At 48.5% G+C, this 22,698-nt stretch carries 20 protein-coding genes; 11 read left to right on the top strand and 9 right to left on the bottom strand.

Annotated elements, in window-relative coordinates:
* Positions 1–20 precede the first annotated feature (20 nt).
* The 8 genes from deoC to PRUB_RS26560 all read left to right on the top strand — a co-directional run bounded on the left by deoC (position 21) and on the right by PRUB_RS26560 (position 7,879).
* Entirely contained in the window at positions 21–785 is a 765-nt protein-coding gene (deoC, locus tag PRUB_RS02545; protein WP_010382863.1) for a deoxyribose-phosphate aldolase, read from the top strand.
* A complete protein-coding gene (gene deoD / locus PRUB_RS02540) occupies positions 785–1,513 on the top strand; it encodes a purine-nucleoside phosphorylase (protein ID WP_010382866.1) in 729 nt (242 codons plus the stop codon). Before deoC ends, deoD begins: the two co-directional genes overlap by 1 nt.
* Positions 1,514–1,690: 177 nt before the next feature.
* The gene (locus PRUB_RS02535; protein ID WP_010382868.1) at positions 1,691–2,008 is read left to right on the top strand and encodes a hypothetical protein; all 318 of its coding nucleotides are present in this window, start codon (positions 1,691–1,693) and stop codon (positions 2,006–2,008) included.
* Between the two features lie 219 nt (positions 2,009–2,227).
* Positions 2,228–2,728: a hypothetical protein gene (locus PRUB_RS02530; protein WP_010382871.1), complete on the top strand. Its 501-nt coding sequence runs from the start codon at positions 2,228–2,230 to the stop codon at positions 2,726–2,728.
* A gap of 121 nt (positions 2,729–2,849) precedes the next feature.
* Positions 2,850–3,470, top strand: a complete 621-nt coding sequence (locus PRUB_RS02525) for a phage tail protein (protein ID WP_010382873.1) — start codon at positions 2,850–2,852, stop codon at positions 3,468–3,470.
* Between the two features lie 170 nt (positions 3,471–3,640).
* Positions 3,641–4,258 (top strand): phage tail protein, encoded by a 618-nt coding sequence (locus PRUB_RS02520; RefSeq protein WP_010382876.1) that lies wholly within the window; start codon positions 3,641–3,643, stop codon positions 4,256–4,258.
* Positions 4,259–4,497: 239 nt separating this feature from the next.
* Positions 4,498–5,049: a phage tail protein gene (locus tag PRUB_RS02515; protein WP_010382878.1), complete on the top strand. Its 552-nt coding sequence runs from the start codon at positions 4,498–4,500 to the stop codon at positions 5,047–5,049.
* A 214-nt stretch (positions 5,050–5,263) separates the two neighbouring features.
* Positions 5,264–7,879 carry a fibrinogen-like YCDxxxxGGGW domain-containing protein gene (locus PRUB_RS26560; protein WP_010382880.1) on the top strand — a complete coding sequence of 872 codons (2,616 nt, stop codon included), beginning with the start codon at positions 5,264–5,266 and terminating at the stop codon, positions 7,877–7,879.
* A gap of 154 nt (positions 7,880–8,033) precedes the next feature.
* Here PRUB_RS26560 and PRUB_RS02505 read toward each other — a convergent pair whose 3' ends face one another.
* From PRUB_RS02505 to PRUB_RS02480, 6 genes are all read right to left on the bottom strand, one after another.
* Positions 8,034–8,537, bottom strand: coding sequence for a CC0125/CC1285 family lipoprotein (locus PRUB_RS02505; RefSeq protein ID WP_010382881.1), 504 nt, complete (start codon positions 8,535–8,537; stop codon positions 8,034–8,036).
* Positions 8,538–8,663: 126 nt separating this feature from the next.
* A complete protein-coding gene (locus PRUB_RS02500; protein WP_010382884.1) occupies positions 8,664–9,317 on the bottom strand; it encodes a hypothetical protein in 654 nt (217 codons plus the stop codon).
* A complete protein-coding gene (locus tag PRUB_RS02495) occupies positions 9,317–9,772 on the bottom strand; it encodes an AHH domain-containing protein (RefSeq protein ID WP_021032858.1) in 456 nt (151 codons plus the stop codon). Before PRUB_RS02495 ends, PRUB_RS02500 begins: the two co-directional genes overlap by 1 nt.
* A gap of 144 nt (positions 9,773–9,916) precedes the next feature.
* Entirely contained in the window at positions 9,917–10,738 is an 822-nt protein-coding gene (locus PRUB_RS02490) for a hypothetical protein (protein ID WP_010382889.1), read from the bottom strand.
* Positions 10,735–14,556, bottom strand: coding sequence for a DUF637 domain-containing protein (locus PRUB_RS02485; RefSeq protein ID WP_010382891.1), 3,822 nt, complete (start codon positions 14,554–14,556; stop codon positions 10,735–10,737). Before PRUB_RS02485 ends, PRUB_RS02490 begins: the two co-directional genes overlap by 4 nt.
* Before the next feature lie 11 nt (positions 14,557–14,567).
* Complete coding sequence (locus PRUB_RS02480; protein ID WP_010382893.1) at positions 14,568–17,186, bottom strand: hypothetical protein; 2,619 nt, start codon at positions 17,184–17,186, stop codon at positions 14,568–14,570.
* A 347-nt stretch (positions 17,187–17,533) separates the two neighbouring features.
* Between PRUB_RS02480 and PRUB_RS02475 the strand changes: the two genes are divergently transcribed.
* Positions 17,534–17,767 carry a helix-turn-helix domain-containing protein gene (locus tag PRUB_RS02475; protein WP_010382895.1) on the top strand — a complete coding sequence of 78 codons (234 nt, stop codon included), beginning with the start codon at positions 17,534–17,536 and terminating at the stop codon, positions 17,765–17,767.
* A gap of 65 nt (positions 17,768–17,832) precedes the next feature.
* On the opposite strand, the gene PRUB_RS02470 is transcribed toward PRUB_RS02475, so the two are convergent.
* Positions 17,833–18,366, bottom strand: coding sequence for a hypothetical protein (locus PRUB_RS02470; protein WP_010382898.1), 534 nt, complete (start codon positions 18,364–18,366; stop codon positions 17,833–17,835).
* A gap of 134 nt (positions 18,367–18,500) precedes the next feature.
* The gene (locus PRUB_RS02465; protein WP_010382900.1) at positions 18,501–19,199 is read right to left on the bottom strand and encodes a tRNA1(Val) (adenine(37)-N6)-methyltransferase; all 699 of its coding nucleotides are present in this window, start codon (positions 19,197–19,199) and stop codon (positions 18,501–18,503) included.
* 67 nt (positions 19,200–19,266) lie between these two features.
* On the opposite strand from PRUB_RS02465, the gene srmB reads away from it, so the two are divergent.
* Both srmB and PRUB_RS02455 read left to right on the top strand, forming a co-directional pair.
* Complete coding sequence (gene srmB, locus PRUB_RS02460; protein ID WP_010382902.1) at positions 19,267–20,499, top strand: ATP-dependent RNA helicase SrmB; 1,233 nt, start codon at positions 19,267–19,269, stop codon at positions 20,497–20,499.
* A gap of 134 nt (positions 20,500–20,633) precedes the next feature.
* Entirely contained in the window at positions 20,634–21,428 is a 795-nt protein-coding gene (locus PRUB_RS02455) for a hypothetical protein (RefSeq protein WP_010382904.1), read from the top strand.
* Positions 21,429–21,520: 92 nt separating this feature from the next.
* On the opposite strand, the gene PRUB_RS02450 is transcribed toward PRUB_RS02455, so the two are convergent.
* Positions 21,521–22,696 (bottom strand): MFS transporter, encoded by a 1,176-nt coding sequence (locus PRUB_RS02450; RefSeq protein WP_010382905.1) that lies wholly within the window; start codon positions 22,694–22,696, stop codon positions 21,521–21,523.
* Between the last annotated feature and the right edge of the window lie 2 nt (positions 22,697–22,698).

Here is a 22,698-nt window from a genome sequence, read left to right as displayed (position 1 = left end):
CAGCACATCAGGAGTTTCCTATGTCTTCAATAACACGCAAAGAAGCCGCGCAACTGGCACTGGATTGTATGGATTTGACCAGCCTGACTGGCACAGAATGCGACCAAGATATCATCCAGCTTTGCCTGCAGGCCAGCTCAGCAGTGGGCAATGTGGCTGCGATTTGTATTTACCCTCAGCATATCGCGCTGGCCAGACAACATCTGGCTACCGGGATCCGTATTGCTACCGTCACGAATTTTCCGCACGGCGGCGACAACATCGCCAATGCGGTTGAAGAAACCCGCACAGCCGTTGCACTTGGCGCCGATGAAGTGGATGTCGTCTTTCCCTACTCCGCCCTGGTAGCTGGAAACGCCGACATCGGCCATCAGCTTATAGAGCAATGCAAGCAGGCTTGTGGGACACACGTGCAACTCAAAGTCATTATTGAGTCCGGTATGCTGCCAACGTCACACTTGATTGAACAGGCATCGCGCATCGCCATCAATGCCGGGGCTGACTTTATTAAAACCAGTACCGGCAAAGTTGCCGTGAATGCCACCTTAGAGGCCGCGCAGGTGATGCTCAATGTCATCAAGAATAGTGGCAAAGAAGTCGGCTTTAAAGCCGCCGGGGGCGTACGCACAGTTGCCGATGCTCAAGCTTATCTGATTCTAGCCAGGCAAATTATGGGCCCGGACTGGGTGAACAAGCAGCACTTCCGATTTGGCGCTTCTGGCTTGCTCAATGATGTACGCTCAACCCTGACAGGTGCGCCCTGCGAAGACAAGGGAGGTTACTGATGATGCACACTAACCCGCATGGTACGGTTCACATTAATGCGCCTGACGATGCATTTGCAGACACAGTATTGCTGCCGGGCGATCCACTGCGCGCCAGGTTCATTGCTGAGCACTTTCTGGATGATGTTACTGTCGTCAATACGGTGCGCAATATGCTGGGTTACACTGGTTTTTTTCAGGGCCGCAGACTCTCGGTGATGGGCACTGGCATGGGGATCCCCAGCTGCTCTATTTATGCCAAAGAGTTAATCACAGAATACAAGGTGAAAAACCTGATCCGTGTGGGCAGCTGCGGGGCAGTTTCCAAACACGTGCAACTGCGCGATATTATTGTTGCTATGGGTGCCTGTACCGACTCAAAGGTGAACCGGATACGCTTTAAGGATCATGACTTTGCGGCCATTGCCGACTTCAGCCTGCTCAACGCCTGTGTCCACAGCGCCTCAGCACTGACGCTAAAAGTACAGGTTGGCAATGTTTTTTCATCCGACCTGTTTTATACGCCACAGCCAGACATGTTTGAGCTGATGGATAACATGGGGATCCTGGGCGTAGAAATGGAAGCGGCCGGATTATATGGTGTCGCCGCGCAATATGGTGCCAGGGCACTGACCATTTTAACGGTGGCAGACCACATTACCCTGGACACACACCTGAGCAGTGACGCCAGGCAATCTTCCTTCGAAGAGATGATCCAACTGGCACTTCTGACAGCAAAAACAATGTAACCCCCTTCCATTACCTGGTGTGCCAAAGGCACACCCTGACAGCCTGCTCGTTGCCATAACTTTTTGTGTAACGCTAAACGAGTCTGCGACCCAGACACCATCCATTGCGTACTAATACTCGCGCTGTTACTATCCCCGTGTAAGGAACAAACACAACCACAATTTGGGAGTATTACCATGAGAACACTTTTACCCATTGCCGCTTTACTCTTCTCAGGCTCAGCGTTGGCTAGTTTCGAAATGAGCGGCAAAATCATCAAACTTTTTGCCAGTGAAACAGGCAGCATTGCCGTAAGACTAGACAAAAACTACAATGATTCTGCCAAACAGGAATGCCCTGGATTTAATGGCTGGGCAGGTAATGTATCGGCAGATCCAATTCTTAAGTCCACCCTGCTTGCTGCACATGCATCTAAAACGAATGTCGCACTCTCAATATCGGGATGCACAGCGGGCGGAGCCTGGGTAAAAATTGCCGCCGTTTATTCTGACTAGTAAGATATGATGCACTTCAGGAAGCCTGCTGCGGCAAGCTTCTTTGACTAAAAACAGCAAACTTCGGGGTGTTTGATAACCAGATCATGATACTTTTTTACCCCGACCTGTTTTATACTCTCCCCCTGAGCCGGGACTTTATCGCTGATATCTAAAATGCACCGCGCTAGCATAAAGCTTAAGAACCCGTTTTTTCTTTAATTACATACTTTTAAAATTATGACCAAAACCCGACAGATCATTTATGCGGTTGTACTCAACCGGGGATTTTTACTGTTTCCACTGGTGCTGATCAGCCTGCTGGTTGGTAGTATCACCGCAGAAGACATTCGCTATCTGCTGGGCCATATGGATCAGCATGGCTATCAGAAAGTCATTGAAAACGAATCGACCATCACCATTTTGCTGATTGGCTTTGGGGCTATCATGGATGGCCGGAAAATTTTTTCAAAACGCATGCTGGAAAGTAAAAACGACCCAACGCTGGAGCAACACAGTGCGCTGAATGCGACCTCTGAATACTATGGCTTTATGCTGATAGTAATAGGTATTGCCATCGAGATTGTTGATCAAATCACAAGGTATTTGAGCACATTCAATATTAATATTATGGCATTTGAAGCCATTTTTAGCCTGGTATTTAATGTGGTTGCACTCATTGTGATGCTCAAAGCAGCCTACAGAATAGCGGCCATTGACATAGAAGCACATCAGCTTTAAGCCTAATCCCAGCGCGCTTCTTACACTCCCTGTAATACAAAGTAATATACTTGCGGCATTCGAGCATGTAGGATAAAAAATAGGTGTAAGTATCTAATATCAAAGCGCTAGGGATTGTTTTATGTCAACAGAAGCATTTACGGGCGAACTCATGCCCTTTGTCGGTAATTTTGTCGTAAGAGAGTATCTGCCATGTGACGGCCAGCTAGTCAGCATAGGGCAGTTTACGTCACTTTACTCATTAATGAGTACCTTTTATGGTGGTGACGGCCGGGTCTCCTTTGCCATGCCAGATCTGCGCGGCCGCAGCCTTGTTGGCCGCGGAAAGGCACCCGACTTAATGTATGACTATCAAATCGGTATGATCGGTGGCATTGAAGAAAAAACACTCACTGAATATCACTTACCGACACACAATCACACCGCATCGGCTCAGGTACCGACCCTCAATAGCGGGGCGACGTCATCCATGTCTGTTGCGAACAATAACGCAAACACACCAGCCCCCAATATCAGCGCTTTCCTCGGCAAACCACAGGATCAAAGCTTCTTTGTGCCAAGTGCATTTGAGGCTGCTCATCCAGTTGGGGTCAAAGGAATTAATGTAGAGGTTCAGTCTTCGGCCTGGGCCAACGTTGAGTTGCATGATACAGGCCAGAGCGAGTCTGTTGATATCCGCAATCCGGTTCAGGCTGTAAACTGGCTTATTTGTGCAGACAACATCTATCCGCCACGCCCCTGATCAGAACTAAGCTCAATCAACAGCGTTTATCAGCTCGCATCCGTTAAAACTTGCCAATGATGTTGTCGGTATGTGCTGTAATATAAAGTAATATACTTCTGAAAAGGGATGATGTATGGTTGATTTTGACTATAACGTTTTTAACAACAATGATTTAGGGAGAGCATGTTATGGCTGCCGACGCATTTATCGGTGAAATGATGCCGTTTACAGGTAACTTTGCAGTACGCCAATTCGCAGAGTGTGGTGGGCAACTCATTTCAATCTCACAATACTCGGCAACCTATGCCATACTGGGCACCTTCTATGGCGGCGATGGTAGAAGTACTTTTGCGATGCCTGACCTGCGTGGCAGAAGCCCTGTCAGCAAAGGACAAGCACCGGGCTTATCCTACTACCCGATAGGCAGCAAAGGCGGCAGCGAATCAGTCCAACTGACAACGGCGCAGCTCCCCGCACACTCTCATACAGCAACAGCCACTGTTGGCGTATCAAGTGCCGCCACGGCCACCCTATCTGTGGCCTCCAACAATGCCAATAGCCCAGTACCAACTGCCGCTGCTTACCTTGGTAGACCACAAGACTCAAGCTTCTTTGTGCCCAGTGCATTTGAAGCAGAGCAACTGGTAGAGATCCAGGGACCAGAAGTGCAGGTACAATCGGTCGTAGACAACGCAACAGTCACGGTAAACAACACGGGTTTAGGTCAGGAAGTTAGCTTACTAAGCCCGTTTACCACGGTTAACTGGCAAATGTGTTTGAATGGACTGTTTCCATCCCGCGCATAATGGCTAATTAGACCACCTCGCATCGGGAGGCGATCCTTCCGATGTGAATTATTAAGGTTATAAAGCGATATCGTATTGCCTTGGCAAAGAGCTAGGTGGTTATTTTATTGTCAGCAACAGGCACACACTGGGTTTAGCCGACTTGTGCCTTCCATGACGCCTTCGGGCACAATCATTCATTACATCCGTCTGATGTACTTATTATCGCAATTTAAACAACATTACAGTAAGGTAGAATCATGCAAGTTGAAGCATATCAAGGTGATATGATGCCGTTTGCCGGCGACTATAATGTAGAAGGTTACGGCCCATGCGACGGCAGTTTTTTATCAATCAACCAAAATCAGGCGCTATTTACTATACTCGGCACCAGATATGGCGGTGATGGACGCACCGTTTTTGCGCTCCCAGACCTGCGCGGCAGAAGCCCTATACGGTATGGGGCAGCACCGGGGTTAACTCCATATTCACCAGGGCAAAGAGGTGGTTTGGAATACACAACACTAACACAACAAAACGTGCCAGCACACACACATTACGGCACACTGACTATCGTAAGAAATTACGGCAATACAATTATGCCCGAGTCCGGTAAAGGGTATATTGCCTCCGAGTTAGATATGTTCTTCAACCCTTCTGAGTTTGAATCGCCAGACGAAGCTCACATCAAGGGGATTACTGCGGATAAAAGCAATCTGCCTGAGCAACCTGATAGCATCGATATTCGCAGCCCCTATTTAGCCGTTGACTGGCAGATCCGTCTCCTGGGTACCTACCCGAGACGTGCTTAATCAATATCAACCGGGTGCAATGCACCCGGATTGGCCTGTCACTCTTCTTACTCTCCCGCTTTCATTCCCCTTCAACAAACTCATCGATTCACAGATCCTCCCTAAACATCCAAGACTAAAGAATGACAAAAAAAATTATATCAATCATTAATTCGTAATCCTGTACAATATTCATCGCACATTAATCCAACTCTACTCTTACACAGGAAAAAACATGAAAAAACGAGTGTTACCTGCCATGCTCGCCACATTATGCTGGCACGCATCGGGAACGGAACTGGTACAGGATGGCCAGTTCGAGCAACAAACACTGGCTGAAGCACAGTTAAGCCACACCTCTGATGTCTGGACATTTTCCGATAGTCAGGCGGGGATCATTAACCTCTCCTCAGCTCATTATGCCGATCACCAGGCCGTAAATAACGTTGCCTTCATTGGTCAGGGTGCATCCCTGAGCCAGGCCCTGCCTGTGCCATTGAGTTTAACCAACAACTACATGCTCCAGGCTAAATTGGGCGTGCGCGCCAGTGTTAACCCGGCCAACTTTAGAGTTGGCTTTCGCATTGCAGAGCACTTTGTTGATTTCACTCCTGATCTCACGTTAGTCGAAGGGGCATTTGTCCAGCTCAATGTGACCTTTGAGCCGACCGAGGCGCATCGTGCGCTTGCTGAGTTAACAGATACGATGGCACTGGAAATACACAATACCAGCATTGATGCCAATACCATTGACGTAGACGCTATCTCTGTTGTCAGCCTGACTAAACCACTCGATGATGACGGCGATGGCATGACCAATGACTGGGAAATTCGCTATGGATTCAATCCGGCAGATGCAAGTGATGCCAGTGCAGATGTAGATCAGGATAGCGCCAGTAACTTAGCTGAGTTTCTGGCCAATACTGACCCCACAGATCCCAACAGTCACCCGGCATTATTTGAGCCACTGGCGCAGGCCAACCTGGAAATACCCGGCGCCCTGAGGTTAACACCCAATGCCAGTGCACCAGTCCCTTGCAACCCAGAGCACACAGGCTCGATATACTACAGCAGTGTAGATAAGCAGATCTTTAGCTGTGATGGCGCACTCTGGCGCGAGTTACAAGGTGAACAGGGTTTACAGGGCGAGCAAGGGCTTCAGGGGCCACAAGGTGAACAAGGTTTGCAAGGACCACAAGGTGAGCGCGGACAACAAGGAGAACCAGGCATACAGGGGCCACAAGGTGAACAAGGCCTGCAAGGACCCAAAGGAGATCAGGGTCTGCCTGGCACCACACATTGGCGTGATGGTGCAACAGCCGTATCAACCACCGTTTCCGTCGGTGTGGGCACCCAGTCACCCAGTGCAGCGCTGGAAGTCATTGGGAATGCCATCGCCAACGACCCTATCGCGCCAAACCATCTGGTTACCAAACGTTATGTTGATAATGCCAGTCAGTCTCTGGAAGCAAAATATGCCCGTTTACTGGACATGGTTAACGTCCTCAATCAGGAAGTGTATCCCAGTGATGGGATCAGCTGTGAAAGCATTGCCCTCAGTGACCCAACTGCAACATCCAACTTATATCTGATTGATGCGGACGGCCCCGGTGGCGCACCTGCTATCCAGTACTTCTGTCACTTTGAAGACTTGACACTCTCCCGCCCGGTTGTCACCGATGGTGATACCACTGGCGCCAACAATAACATTGCCCTGGTCTACACGAATTCACTCTCACCGGGTAATTACACCGCCAGTGGCACCGTTAACCAGTTCAGTCCGGCTGGTGCATTTGATGGCCACCTGTATTACACTGATCCAAATCCGAAAATCAACCCTCAGGCAGGTGAACTGCTGACGCACGGGATCTGGCTTGGCCCAACCAACAGTAACGAGTGGTTGCAAGTCTCCTTTGCCAGAAAAGCCGTGATCACCGGGTTCAGCACTCAAGTGTCGATGAAGCACGCAGAGTTTTCGCCCCGGACACCCAAAGAGGTGATTTTTCAGGTGTCAGACGATGGCATCACGTTCACCGATCATGAAACCATTACGATGGAAAAAGGAACCAGTCAGGTTAAGCTCTCTAAAGCGGCGTTAGGGAGCAGCTTCCGGCTACTGGTGCTGAGCACCCATGGCTCTGGCGACTATACTCAAATCGATGAAATGGAATATTACGGCTTTTTTATCGACGAATTTGCCGATAACAGCCCGCAGGCACAGGGGAAAACCTGCCATGATATTCAACAAACCAACCCGACCAGCCAGTCAGGCTACTACACCATAGACCCAGATGGCGCCGGTAGTGTCGCCCCGTTTGTGGCGTATTGTGATATGGAAACGCTGGGCGGTGGCTGGACACTGTTTGCCAACCATGCCGATGGTATTGAGCGAAAGCTGATCCGTGAGCCTGTCAGAGTCGATCAATATGGTGTGCTTGAGTCTTCAAGGTGGCAGGCACTGCGCGCTGCGATGACGGAAGGACTGATGTTTGTTGATGAGCACAGCAAAGTATCGATGATCTCTGCCTTCAATGTCACCAACCCAACTGGTGTAGGATGTCAGGGACTACTGGACGACACCGCGGCAGACTTAACGGCCACTTTCGACAACACCCCTCATATAGAGGGTCTGAATATTTTCAGATCTGAGCCCACCGGCGTGCCCTGTAGTTATGTCGATAGCGGCACTTTCACCATGGCTGCTCTGGCTGATAATACCGGATATTATCAATGGGATATTGCCGGTGCAGCAATTTTTAATGGCAATCCGGAACGACAATTTACCATCTGGCCTTACTCAACGCTGTATTCTCACACTGAGCAGGATGTGCTGAAGTACTATATTAAATAACGCAACAGGTGCTGTTTAATAAACACATTAGACAGCACTTGCCTTACCTGCCACAAACATCCTCTCTGGCTATCAACTTCACCAAAAGCAAAGCCGACGATAGAACTAATCTACACAGACCACAAATGCGCAGCCAGCTTCTGCATGTCTCAAACTATTTTTTATCAAACACCTGTTGCTCAGTGAGCTGATATTTGTGCTGCACCTGTTCAATGCATGCCTGGGTATCATGGCTAAAGGGGCGCGGCGTTTCTTGCATCGCCATAAGTTGAAACAGATTTGCAAAATCACCGCAGGCAGCGGTGTTATTGGGTGCCTGCTCATTATTCAGCGCAATATCCAGATACACACTGGGCTTACTCACATAAACACCCGGAGTCCCGGCATACGTGCTGGACACATTGGCTGAATAATTTGAGCTGATAAACGTATCCGACCCGTGCTGCTGGGCAATCACAGCGCTACGCAACAAGGCAAAATCAATCGCCTGTTCCAGCGAAACACTGCCATTACCAGAATAATGCACCCGATAAGTGTGCTCATTGAGCTGCTTTTCGGAGTAGCCGCCACGGATCCCCATAGACTGATAAGACACCGCGCTACACCCGGCCGCAGCCAATGTTAAACACACTAAACTCAGATTTGTTAAAGACTTCATTATTTGTAGTTCTGTTACTTGTTAAATTATGGACGAGTGCGATTGGACTCGCCCGGTTCCTTTTTTCACGCTTATGACGCGTTTTTTCATACGCCAAAGAAATCTTTTAAAAGCTTCGCCATTAAGCTATTCACCGAGGTGATACAGCTCCATACACTGCTCTGGCGTCCCGCCATCTTCAGGTAAAGGACCAACCCAACCGCCCGGCATACCACCAAGCCGGTAACAGTCTAGTACCCTTTTAAGAATTGGCGAATTGTCTAAGCCCCCAAAAATGGCAGCATCAACAATCATCACGAAGTGAGCATGAACAATATCAGGAATTAGATGATGAAATATATACTCGACATTAGTGCTGGTCAGTGAGAATGCAGTTTGCATAGCCAAGTCGTGCTCCCTAGTACGGAGCGCTGACATTCTCTCATGGGGTAACACCCCAAAGTCTTTAAGAAAACCTTCTCTAAGCAACTTGTACCTTTTCTCGAGTGCATCTACGTCAACAACATCACCATATAGAATTCTTCCTTGCTCATCATCCAAGAGATATGGGAGATTCTGAAACTCCCATTTTTCTGGCTCATCACTACAATAGCCAGGAGTGTCGATACGCATGTCCAAATTGATAGGGTCTTTAAAGATTCTGAACCCTTCTAAATTCTTTGGAAGCAGAGAGCTAAGGAAAAGGCCCATCATAAAACCCTTGCTGGTATAAACCTTCTCAACTAGCATCAATTCTTTGGCCAGCAACTCTGAGTGAATATCTTGATAATTCAAAAGCATTAGTTCTTTCTCCGGTCGATCGCTGGCATCAGGACCTCAACCCACTTCTCTCGTAAACTACCGTGTTTGTTCATTAATGGAGGCTCATTCATGTCTAAGTGGATTTTAGCACGCTCAATGACCTCGATCAGCATTTCTTTTTTTGTATTGTCATCGCGATTCGAACTATCAATAGCGTCCAATACTTGTTTCATCGCGTGATTATACTCTGGATGAGTGCCATGCAATTGCCCTTCATAATCAAGGTCATCTTTATATACTCGATTTGCTTTCAACTCTTTACCATTTATAAAGTCGTTCAAATCAAACTGTAACCTAGATATTAGTTTATGGTTCTTTCCTACTGCCCAAGGGATTACATGGTGAGCTTCCTCGTCTTTTCCTATATCAGGAAAATTTGAACGTAGATCTTCTCGCTTCCCTTTAGTCCCACTAAACACCTTACTTGTATCCACCCCTTCCAGCCAGGGATCGATAGGAACATCCGATTTAGGGGCTGAGCAGGGACACCAAGGACATCCATCCTAAATTGGCGTTTGGATGACAGGCTATCCTCTACGCCAGTTTGGGGTGGGGTTCTCAAAATTGGTGCTGCCGAGCTAACGCACCGGGGGTCGAAACTCGCTTAATAATTTAAACTCTGGGTCTTCGGTGTGAGGGGATTGGCCAAACAGGAGCTTTCTGAGTTTAATTTGCAGGTCTCGTTGCTCGCCCACATCGCTGTCAAAAGGCTTATGGTATGCCTTTATATGGGTGACATTGCCCAGCTCAGTGACTTCCAGCCAATCCACGTCATACAAAGCTTGTTTATCCAGCCTGACATGCTTAAAGAAGTGCTGACCTAACCACATTTCTGAAGACACGCCCTCAATATAGCCGGGTTTGAACCGCCAATGGCCGGGATTAACCCGGGTATCAATGACCATTTCATCTATTGGTGGTGGCTTTCCGTTACTGATTTTAGGGAGATGGTCATGAGCCCAACCATAAGAGTCATGTACCATTAAGCTTCCTGAGCTTTGTCGGATATCAAATAATTCCGACATCAGCCGCGCCATAATAAATCCTGGGTGCTGCAATACAGGTTGCCACCACTGCTCACGCTGTTCAATTAATTTATCAAACCCCCACATAACCAGCTGATCAAAGTGCCAGTCCTCCATTGTGGAAAAGAGCAATGCATTATCTCCTTCACGCTCTTTATCCGGATGGCGAACTGAAAAAGTATAGGGCCTCGTGCGAGCCTTATCTTTACTCTTTACAAAGTTTTCGATCTTGGTGGTTCGACAAGTGTCGATATTAACCAACTTGGTTAGCCCTTCGAGGTCTGTCAGTGCTCGACTAAGATCAGCTAGTTCCCAGAGCGTTAACGCTCTGGGGAACTGGTTGGGCAAAAAGTTGATATTTAGCTTTAAACTCATTTTCCAGTAAACTCCTTAACAATAACCTTTATGCCGAGTGATTCACCATAGGTAACTAACCCTCTAACCTGGCTCAGCCCTCCCGGCTGTACTCGAATGTCCAGTATTCGATTATCCTTAGGGACGGGATTACCGCTGCTGCCGATAATACCACGCTTCGACAAATCGTCTATATGCGCTTCTGTACGTCTAATCCAATCAGACCCATTGGTATTAATTGACTTCAGGCTAACTACTTCATCGCCGCGATGAAAGTCAATCAGTGGGAAGTTTCGGCCTTTTGCATCGACATATCTGCCTTCTTTATCACTCCATATTCTGTACTCATCCGTATTGCCCCACCCGTAAGCTTCATACTCATTTTTGAATACTGAGTCTTGTATCTGCCTGCCTCGCTGGATAGGCTTAACTCCCGGCGCCCATACATCATCTACTTTATGGAAGTCGCCGTGCTCTCTGGGGGAATTAACTCTAACTTGTTTGCCATCACTGCCAATGTAAAAGTAGCCGCCAGAGGTACGCTGGAAAATAGGGAAACCATTTTCTGAGGTGTACCCTGAGTCTGTGAAAATACCGCCACCGGGCCCTTTAAATGTGCCATCGGGTAGCTTCTCATAGTTTTCCGGGAAGTTGTGCCTGTCGTTATCCACTTCCGGGCCGGGGTTTGTTTTACGGCCCTGCCCTTGTCCAGGCTTATAGTCTTTCAGTTTGCCTTCGGTCATGCGATTGTAAATCGCGGCGGCTTCATCGAGGGCATCATCAGGCAACAGTCCACTGTCGCGCGCTTTTTTGATGAGTACACCGAAAGTAGCAGACGCAGTTTTACCGACAACAATCTCTACGCCCAGGTTCGTCGCAGCCCTCAGCAGAATTTGGTTTCTTTCAGCGTCGTCTTTGGCATTTTTAAGCTCAACGCCCAGCGCCGCGATGGATTCAACCGTCTGATAAAGCTCGTAGGCTTTGTACAGGCCATAGCCAATTTGCAGTACGAACCAGAATGCATTGTTTTGTGCAGCATTTTCACCGGCATCTGCGGCAATGTTTACCTCGCCACCGGCAATAAAGGCAGACAAACCGGCCCCAAGTTTGGCCAGGTCGACCCCCTGAGCTTTGATACGTTGAAGCGCTTCAAACTGCTCAACCACTGACGTTGAATTAACGAGTTTAAGTTTTTCACTCGGGGTTAGATTATCAAAGTTATTGATATCCAGGCCCAGCGCTTCGAGTTCCTGATCCAGCGCGGCTTTTTTACCGTCGTAATCCTGCTGCGAATTGAATGAATCAGCAATCACCTCGCCAATAACCGCACCACCCGCACCAGATGCACAAGCAATCCCTGAACCTGCGCTGTCACTGACTTCAGCCGTGGCAGCCCCAATAGCACACCCCAAGGCGGCATGAGACAAATAGCGAACAGCCTGGTTTATTTTTCCATTTTCGACCAGATCACCAATTTCCTTGGCCATGCCTTCGCCAAGGCTGCTAATTGCGTGGGTTTTAAGGTTGGTAATAAAGTCTTGCTTAAATCCGTCAAAGCTCCCGCCATTTATAGCTGCTGATATACCTGCACGAACAGTGGCAGTAACGATGGCTTCAGTGGCCTGATTACCAATAGAGATCAGTGTATCTGAACTTAGAAATTGCGCATTAGGGTCAACTTTTCCAAAAAACTGCAGATCATCCAGGCCGCTCAGCATACCCGCAGTTGCCATAGCAATGGCCAGTGATTTAAGACTATCACTGCTCATCATTGTCTCGAGCGTGTCACCAACACTATTGCCTCCCGCGAGGCTGGTCGCAGCCTGAGTGGTTAAGGTGACAGCCGCCGCCGACATCGCTGACCCCATGGCTGCACTTTCAAACGCAGCGGCAATAGCCCCTTCGGTACCTATCCACCCTGCACCGGCTGGCCCCATCGCAACCGATACCGCAATGGCAACGATCGCCATGGCCGCAGGGCTCAGGGTACTGGTTTTTTTGTCAATATGAAGCTTTGTCAGCTCCGTAGTGACAATACTCAGATTATTGCTTGAGTTCGCGTCATTATTTTCATACAGCTGATTCATCCAGCCGAGCGTGGATGAGCCCGCAAAGCTACTGATGATCGTCGATACATCTTCCCCCTCGTACTGCCCCAGCTCCAGGGTAATACCATGAGTGGCATTGACTTTAACGCCGCCGATGATCTGGTTATAAACTGCAGTGTCGACCGTATCCTGTTTGGTTTCGGTCTTGATTTTCCAGGTGCCTTTTTTGACCTTGTTGTAGAAATAATGATCCTGCTCTTTGGCCAACAGCAGGTTTACCCGGCCGTTGCGGGCATCGATGCTGGTGCCTGTGCCTGAGGTAATTTGCGTAGCCTGTAAGGTGATATCACCAAACTCTGACGCAATTCGAACGCCTTTACCGGCCTCCAGCGCTGAGCGGATAGCAATGGTCTGGAACTCTTGCTCTTCTTCTGTGGTTTTGCCCCATTTACCACTTTTGGTGCTCTGAGATTCATTGAACTCATTCAGAATAAACACACCCTGAAGCGCCAAAATATCAATCACGCCCTGATCGGCATGCAGCTCTGCGGCTTTAAGCTCAATGGCACCCGAGGCCATCAGATAAATACTGTCTTTGGCGGTGAGCTTAGTGGTCAGGTGTTCAATTTCACTGCTTGTATGGTCGTAATTACCTACGGGCGCATTATTAACGTAACTGGTTTGCTGAGAGAGCAGACGAATGTTGCCATCGGCGCGCAGGCTGATGTTGTTACCATCGATGGTCCCCCCCTCAACAACAAGATCGCCCATGCTGTAAATGCTGATATTCTCACCATTTACAGAAGCTATCTGGCCAAAACGCGTACCTTGCTCATAGCGGTTGGAGAAGCGGTGTACCAGCGTTTTTTGTTCATACTGACCCGCAATAATTTGTACATTTTGTGCAGCACTGAGATTACCTGAGTGATTTCTTAGCGTGCCACCGACAAACAGATTCAGGTCGCCATCGGAGGCCACTTGTGCGCCCGGGTTGACCGTCAAGTCACGAGCTGTTCTTAGATAGGTATTTTTGCCAGTGCGCAGGGTGCCACTGTTAACAGTAATGTCCCTGAAGTTGACATCATTGCCAGTAAACTCAACCAGATGTCCGTTAACAGAGCGCGTTTCTAATGTACTGGCGCTGAGATGAACAACCGGAGTTAATACTTGCTCTGAGTTTATTTCTCTGAACTCTGGCCAGATAAAGTCTTTACCAAAGCTGGCATAAACGGATGCTGAGATCTTCTCACCAAAAGTCACATTGGCTTTGCCTGCCAGTTCATAGGCATTTTGATAAAGCTGAACTATCTGATCTGTTTCATCTGCATAGGCCGGTGAAATCATACTCCGGTCCAGCTCTGCGTATATCTGTGAGCGGATCAGGCGCGTTTGTACGAACCGATCACCAACCTGCTTTGCCAGCGGGTAATGGGTATAAATAATCTTACCCGCATCACTGATTATCGGAATTTCCTGAGGGGCTGGCAGCGCATACTTTCTGTTCTTCAGCAAAGTCTTATGGAAGCCCGCAATGGTTTGAGCTGTCTGAGCGCGAACCTGCTCTACAATATGCTCTGACTTGACATACTGAGTCTCGCTTTTACTGTCAGAGGTTTTCGTGAATGCAGGAGAGTTGTTGAGTACCTGAGCCGCATCCAGTTTATCAAAAGCGTTATAAGCGTAGGCCAGGGTCGGCAAACTCATTTGACCCAGCAGCATAAAAATATTCAGATACGTGATAGCTTTTTTATAGAAAGGGACTGACTGACCCGAAAAATCATTTTTCTTCATTGTATGTTCCTTTACTGTCCTTGCATTAATTCAGCAACACTGATTTGCAGGGACTTTGCTACGTCGCGGGTTGAATACTTGTCCTGGCATTGGTCACAGTAATTCTCAATTTCAATCTGATAGCGGAAGTTTATTGTTGCCACTTGCTCTGGTTCATTGATTAGTACGTCAATAAAGCGGAAATTTTTTGCTGTGCATTGATACTCAATTACCTGCCCCGTATTTCGGCATCGATAGTCTTCTGCTGTGGAGACGGTTTGTCGATTTCTGGCATAAGCTATGGCAGTATCTCGAACTTGTATGTAGGTGAAACCTGTCCCGGCAAAATCAGCAGTCGATGATTCGGCAAGTATGTCACGGAGCAATACATTTACACGTCTGGTAGTACAATCTCTCACTTGTACCTGCCCGTGCTCTTCATACCGAAACCCGTCACACTGTTGATAACTGGCTCTTACCCAGGGGTCATCAAAGACTGCACTGTACTGATATCTGTTGAAGCGTTCCTGACCGAAGTCCTCTGTGTAACGGCTGGCAAAATACTCATGTACTGTGTTTGATTGCTCGATAGTCAGCGAATCTATATTTGATTGTTGAAAGTCACTGGTGGTACTCACTTCAGGGTTAATGCCGTAGACATCGCCGTGAATAGACAGCAAAGTTTCGGCCTCAACCGACGTTTTAATGGTATTACCCGCACAACTTCCCAAAATAAGACAATGCTTTACCGCTTGTTCACTTTGTTGTGAAAGGGTGTTGCTTAAGATCATACCGATGGATTCCAGATCCAGTTTTTGGAAGCGCGCGTTTTCAAATACCTCAAAATAAGAAAATGCGTTAACCATGCGCCGCCTGGTTGCAGGTGCATTTTTACTGCCTACCTCAAAATCTCCAAAGCTCACAATGCGCCCGGGTGGTGAGTAGGCTGATACTTTTGTACCAACTCCGGTTTCTACCTGATCACGGCTGCCATTCTGCCCTGAGGTATATACATAACGAGAAATGATGTAAGACGTTGTCTCAAGCCGGTAACGCTCGTTAAAAAGGAGTGGCGTGTCAACATGGAACAGACCTGGTTGATTCAGGCGCATAATAGCCGAGGTATTACGAATATACTGACTTGCTTTGAGCTCTAACTTAGACTCTGCCGCAATCGATACCTGCTCTGATTGAGTGGTGCTGACGTTAATGCCCTGATCCCAGTCAACGCCACTGGGCTCTTCGATTTGATAGGGGTTTATATTTTCTATGGCTTTAGCGACAATTTTTAAGGTATTAGCATGGATTTTTGCACTATGGCGGCTTTGCGATACACCAGCAGTCCCGTAGGTGCTATAGGGACCATGCTCAAGACTATTGATGTTAATCGATGGTGCAACAAGCGACAGCTTCTCTGGCCTGTATAATTTTCTGGTGCGTGACCCATTGATGAAGATGCCATCTTTTAAATCCAGGTCCAAATTACCCGCTTTCATCACACCACCAAAGGCATTGTATACATCACCCTCTGTTTCTACGGCGATACTCGACCCATTTAAAGTGCCATAATTGAACAGACGATCTGTAGCCACTTCAATGTGATCAGCATCAACATAACCCTGATTCAAGAGATAACCGTCTGCGACGTGCTTTACTGTTTGAGCCATCACTCGCGCATTAGCATAAATAATTGTATTACCTATTGTTTTCGTTGTGACAATACGATCACTATAAAGCTTGCCATACACTTTTAACGCGGCACTTTCATGCTTGGCTATCTGTATAAATATCCCTTCTGCGGGGGCATGAAAATGGCCTTGTCGCGTACTTGTCGCAAGCGCATCGGACATAGTATTAAACTCTGTCCCAGTCGGAATAACCACAGGCTGAGATGCGACAATGCCAATATTCGCCGCTTTGAAGGTCCCACCTGGTTTGTAAGAGGTATTTTTCTGGGTTACTGTCAGCAGATCCAAATTGCTGTACTTGATGGTTAGCTGGCCAGGATAAAGGTTAATCCCACCAGAACCTATCACATATCCACCGTTCTCAGCGAGAATAAACCCACTTTGAGGATGACGCTGTGCTGCCAAGTTAAGATCGAGCGTGCCGGACGTATTGATTTGGTCGGCCATCACTTCAAGTGACAGTGCGCCAGGGGCACTCAGGTTATCAATGGAAATGCGCCCGGATGTCTGTGTCGTTATTTTATCATCTGAGCCGTAAGCGCCATGCACCAGGGTGATCCGCTCTGCATTGTCAAAAGAGCAACTGGTACAATCAAGAGTGTCTTGAGTAGATACAAAGATTAAATTGACGGGTTTGCCAAGAACCGAAATCCTATCTTTGAGCGACAGGTAACGAGATTTGATCACCAGGGTTTCTGTTGTACTGGTGTTGGCAAGTTTAATGAGCAGAGGTTTGCCTTTCACCTCAAACCGCTCGAAGGTAAGCTGCACGGTATCAGAGTCGCTGTTGACGACCAAAAAGTCGCTACTGGCATCTGCATTACTCGATACTGTGAAGGCCGTACTTTTTCTGTATTCGTAGCCGGAAACAACGTCTGTGGATGCTATCGCTTTCATATTGAAGGCAAGCATCAACCCGAAAACCCCAGCTTTCCAAAACGCCAGGAAGCATTTGTTATCCATTCTTATCCCTATGATTGTAACAAAGTTTCAGAAAGCAGGATTGTACGTTAAATGAATACAAACACAACAAAGCAGCAACATAATATTATAAAAAACAGACGTTTATGGTGTTTTATATAAACTTGATCAGCCCCTGTAGGCAGCGCTTTTTCGCAAACAAATGAATGAATTCATAACCTGCAAAAAAATTGCACATTATTATTTTTTTCATTGCAATCTGAGTTACAAATTACCCATTGCAGGAAATAGCAATAGGCGTCCGGGCAGGTGTCTTTTAAATCATCCGCAAAACAGCATCGAACACTCCCGGCTTTACCTTTAAAACAATAATCAAAGGAACTAACAATATGGAATTTTTTTCCCGCTACATTACCGGTGATGACCTCAGGAAATTGAGAAAGAATAAAGGTGTGACAACACAGGCTATGGCGACTCAGCTTGGCGTGTGTCGTAAAACTTATGAAAATTGGGAACGCGATGTAGGTCAGCCAAAACTCAACCAATTTTTTGCCATGGTCACTTTTTGCTCTGTCGATGTCTCAGACTTTTTGACGAAGATACGTCAGCACGGCCAGGCCTGATACTTTGCCCTCAGAGTACTCCGCGCGAGTCGCTCTGAGGGTTTTTAATTGTACTTATCTCTTCATCAAACCTGTGCCAGCGGCTCAGGTAACTCATTTAACCAGCGCACTTCCCTGATCCAACTTGTCATTTTAGGAAAGCCCTTATCCGGACAGGTCATATCCCAGGCCGTCAGCAGCGGATCACCAAATATTCCGCCATTTTCAAAGCTTTCTTTCAGTGCCTGATTCATTCCCTGATAACTGTTTTCCGGAAACACCAGATCTATGGGCAGCCCAAGGTGCCAAATGGCGGCGACAGACCAGGCGGTCGCCGCCATTTCTTCGCCTTCCATCGCCTGTTTTTCGCGCCCATTTTTAAGCCCGTTTTTATAAACGTCTTCATGCAGCTGAGGCCTAAAAATCGGCTCACATACCGCAATGTGCCCGGCTTCATGCAATATGTCTCCGGGGCAAACCAGTTTATCTGTGTCTATGTGAAGCACACCATGCACAATTTGCAGGCCCGGCAGAAACATCTTCCCCTCCACGGGGCAAAGCGCATGGGGCAAGTTAATGTCGCTCAGAAAGTTACAAATGATTTGAGTATCTTGATCCATTATCGGCTCCTTGCACTGAGTCCGGAATGATCCAGTTCAGTCTTTTATCGATATGTGCGAGTCTAGCGTTTTTCACACTGCTTAGATATTACATAAGCTTACTGCATGAGTGCCCATTACGCCGCCATTGAAGGTCACATTTTTAGATAAAAATCACGACACAGATCAATAAACGCTGCACTGTATGCGCCATCCGGCGCTCTGACACACAGGGTTTCCTGAACAAGACCAGTCTCAACCCGTTGCCATTCCAGCATTAGCCTGCTAACGGGCTTGTCAGGCGTCATCGTGACCTCACAGCGGCGAGCAAGGTACAAGCCATGCTGCTGTGCCAGTGCGATAAACGCCAGCCCTTCCTGAGCCGGTAAAATGACCGCCAGTCGGCCCTGTGCGTGACTGTGCAGCTTAAACGCCTCAATCAGGTGCACAAAACTCAAACTGTCGGTGTGGCGCGCGGTATTTCGGGCAACATCCGGCCCTTTTAAGCTGTGATTAAAATACGGTGGATTACTGATCACCAAATCATAAGGTTCATCTGCAGCAAATGTCTGAATGGGAGTCTGGTGCACCCGAATCCCCTGCCAGGGGCTGGCGTGGATGTTGTCTCTGGCATCCAGACAGGCCTGCGCATCAATCTCAACCGCATCGATCATCAGTGATGGGACGCGCTGCTTGCACATCAAGCTCAATAACCCGGTGCCAGCGCCAATGTCCAGCATGCGTTGTGCGCCCGTCACACAAACCCAGGCGCCGAATAACACCCCATCGGTCGACACCTTCATTGCACTGCGCGATTGTGCCACCGTAAATTGCTTAAATGCAAAGCCTGCCATTTTGCTCCTTTGAGAAACCCGGATTGCCAAGTATAATTCCGCTATTGTCCTTTATTTGTGATGCACTATGCAATTTACTGAATTCGATCTCGACGGCACGCTTCTGACTGCCATAAAAAAAATGGGCTTTGAGCAGGCCACCAGCATTCAACAGCTGGCTATTCCGGAGGCTCTGATGGGCCGTGATATACTGGCGTCTGCGCCAACGGGCACGGGTAAAACAGCCGCCTTCCTGATCCCGGCAATTCAGTATTTGATGGATTTCCCGCGTCGCGATCCCGGCTTTGCCCGTGTGCTGATCATGACGCCCACCCGTGAGCTGGCCTATCAGGTGTTTGAGCAATGCGAAGCACTGGCAGCAGGCACGCACCTGAAAATCGGTGTGGTAACCGGTGGTATTAACTATGGCAGCCACAAAGAAATCTTCGAAAAGAACAACGACATTCTGATAGCCACACCGGGCCGTCTGATGGAATATCTTGAGACCGAGAACTTCCATGCCGACAATGTTGAGCTGCTGATCCTCGATGAAGCCGACCGTATGCTGGACCTGGGCTTTAAAAAAGAAATGCTTAAGATCTGTAACGAAGCAAAAAACCGTCGTCAGTGTTTCCTGTTTTCTGCCACGCTGGAAGGTGACAGCGTCGAGCTGTTTGCCGAGCGTATCTTAAAAGATCCGGCATTACTTGAGGCCGAGTCATCACGTAAAGAAAAGGGCAAAATCCATCAGTGGATCCACCTGGCAGATGACTATCAGCATAAGCTGGCCATCCTCGCTAATCTGCTACAAAGCGAAGAAGTGACCAAGGCCATCGTGTTTGTGAAGACCCGTGAGCGTCTCGAAAAACTGGTTGGCGAGCTGTATACCCAGGACATTAAGACCACCTGGTTGCGCGGAGAAATGCCACAGGACAAGCGCATGGCCGCCATGGCCAGCTTCCACAGTGGTCGCACCCGCATCCTGATCGCCACCGACGTGGCGGCGCGTGGTATCGACGTTGCGGATATCAGCCATGTGATTAACTTTGATATGCCGCGCACTGCCGACATATATGTACACCGCATTGGCCGTACTGGTCGTGCCGGTAAAAAAGGCACCGCCATTTCACTGGTTGAAGCCCATGATGCCGAGATCCTGGGTAAAGTTGAGCGCTACACGGAGCAAAAGCTGAAACGCCGCGTGGTTGAAGGGCTGGAGCCGAAACACAAAGAAGCCAAGTTGCCGAAAAAGAAAAAAGATCCGGTCAAAATCAAAGCGAAGAAAAAAGCCGCTAAGGCCAAAACAAAAAAGAAAAAGTAACCCATATGCCAAAGGACGTCTGAGACGTCCTTTTTCTTTTTGCTCAGGCCATCCCCCTTTATGTTCAGGCCCTTTTCTCACATGGAGCAAGCAGTTACACTTGCGTATAAACATGCTCTATCGCAGGAAGCTCAATGCTCACACCCGACCAAGTTATCGCCCTGGAAGTCTATCTGGCCCATTTACGCCTTAATATCGATCCCGCATTAGCACAGAAATACCCGACCTTTGCAGGCAAGCCCTACCCACTGGGACGGTGCAAAGAAGTCCGTAATGCCATTCATGATGCACTCAAAGTGGCGCTGGCCAAACCGCAGGTCGACGTGGCACTGCAACCGCTTAAAGCGCTGCTGGACAGTGGCCTGACGCTCGAACCGGTATGGGGATCTTTGCGCGATGAATACTTTCAGAATGCGCTGGTGGTTGGGCCCTGGTACATAGATGCTGCCAATGACACCGTTAACCCCAATAAGCCCCGGGCGGAGATCCGCTTACTCGCAGAGTCAGGGTTTGGTGCCATCACCAGTTTTGATCAATTTATCAAAATTGCCCGCAGCTACTGGGAGGTCGATATCTATCGCAATGATATTTTTCCGGCGCTGGCCCCTTTTATCCCTTTAGTATGTGTAAACAAAGCAGGTGTTAGCTGGTTCGCCGCCGCCAACGACGACATGATACTTGTTGCCCAGGACAGTGCCTTTGAGCTGGTAGAACAAGTGCTGCCCTCTTTGCCCTCTCCTCCAAACGAATTAACGGAGAAATGGCACCGCGCCGCACTTCGCGTTGATATGCCAAGTCCGTTATTGAAAGCACAAACACAGGATGCAGTGGCCATGTGCCGGCACTATCGCAACGAAGGTAAACATCAGGACATCGGCTTTCGCGATGAAGTGGTGCTTGCTTATCTCAGTCTGCCGGTAAACGTGTGAGTAGCGAAGCTCCTCTGGACAATAAAACGGTCGCAATCAGAGCGACCAAAACCACCGACATGCACCACACATTTAGCGCCAGCCACACAACCTCAGCCAGCCGCTGAACGTGTTAGTGGGGCAGCTCCTCTGGACAATAAAACAGTCGCAATCAGCGCGACTAACACCACTGGCATACTCCACACATTTAACGCCTGCCAGCCTGCGGTGGCTTCCAAAAACCCAGCGCTGAGTGACGATGCCACCACCATGCTGAAGACCAAAAACTCGTTGCAGGCTTGTGTTTTGGCGCGCTCCTGCGGCGCATAAGTCTGACTCACCAGTTGTGTGGCGCTGATAAACATAAAATTCCAGCCCACGCCAAGCGCAAATAAAGCCAACAAAAAGTGCCAGTGCGTCAACCCCAGCAGGTTAATCACGGCGCAGATCAGATACAGCACACAGCCCGCAAGGATCATGGCTCGCGCGCCAAAGCGTTCAATGAGCTTGCCGGTAAAGAAAGACGGCAGAAACATCCCCAGTACATGCCATTCAATGACCAGCGCAGAGTCTGCCAGGTCAAATCCATGACGATGCATAGCCAATGGCGTCGCGGTCATCAAAAAGTTCATGACGGAATAACTGATCATGGCCACCAGCACCGCCAGCTGAAACTGCTTCTGTGCCATAATTTCTTTCAATGTCCGGGCCGGCGCCTGGGCGGTGTGTGTGTCGACCTCAGTGAAGCGTACGCCCTGCAACAATAGTAAAGCCAGAATGTACAACCCACTGAGTGCCACAAAGGAATTGGCATAATTCAATGCCGGGTACACCTCGTTCACCCAGACGGCCAGGTTCGGCCCCAAAACCGCTGCGACAACACCACTGGCCATGATAATCGAAATGGCCGTGGCGGGCTTATCACTGGCTTCTATGGCCGCAAATCGATACAAGGTGGCAAAGCCGATCCCCATCCCTATTAAAGTGGTCGCCACACAAAAGAGTGCAAAATCGCTTTCTCTGAGCGCCCAGACCCCCAGCAAAGTACCACTAATACCAATTAGATTGCCTAATGAGAACCCCAGTTTGCGACCGGTTTTCGCCATGATCAGCGACGCCGGAATGGTCGCCATTAATAGCCCAGCCATCTGCATTGCCACCGGCAAAGTGGTCAGCGCCGCCGACGGGCTCAACAACTGACCCACCAGTGCAGAAATGGTCACAAGCAGGATGTTCCCTGTGGTGATCAGACCCTGACAACAGGCCAGCAGCAAGACATTTTTATTCAATT

Source organism: Pseudoalteromonas rubra, assembly GCF_000238295.3.
Taxonomy (GTDB): Bacteria; Pseudomonadota; Gammaproteobacteria; order Enterobacterales; family Alteromonadaceae; genus Pseudoalteromonas; species Pseudoalteromonas rubra.
The sequence above is the reverse complement of the archived record's forward strand: the minus strand, read 5'-3'. Positions and strand labels throughout refer to the sequence as shown.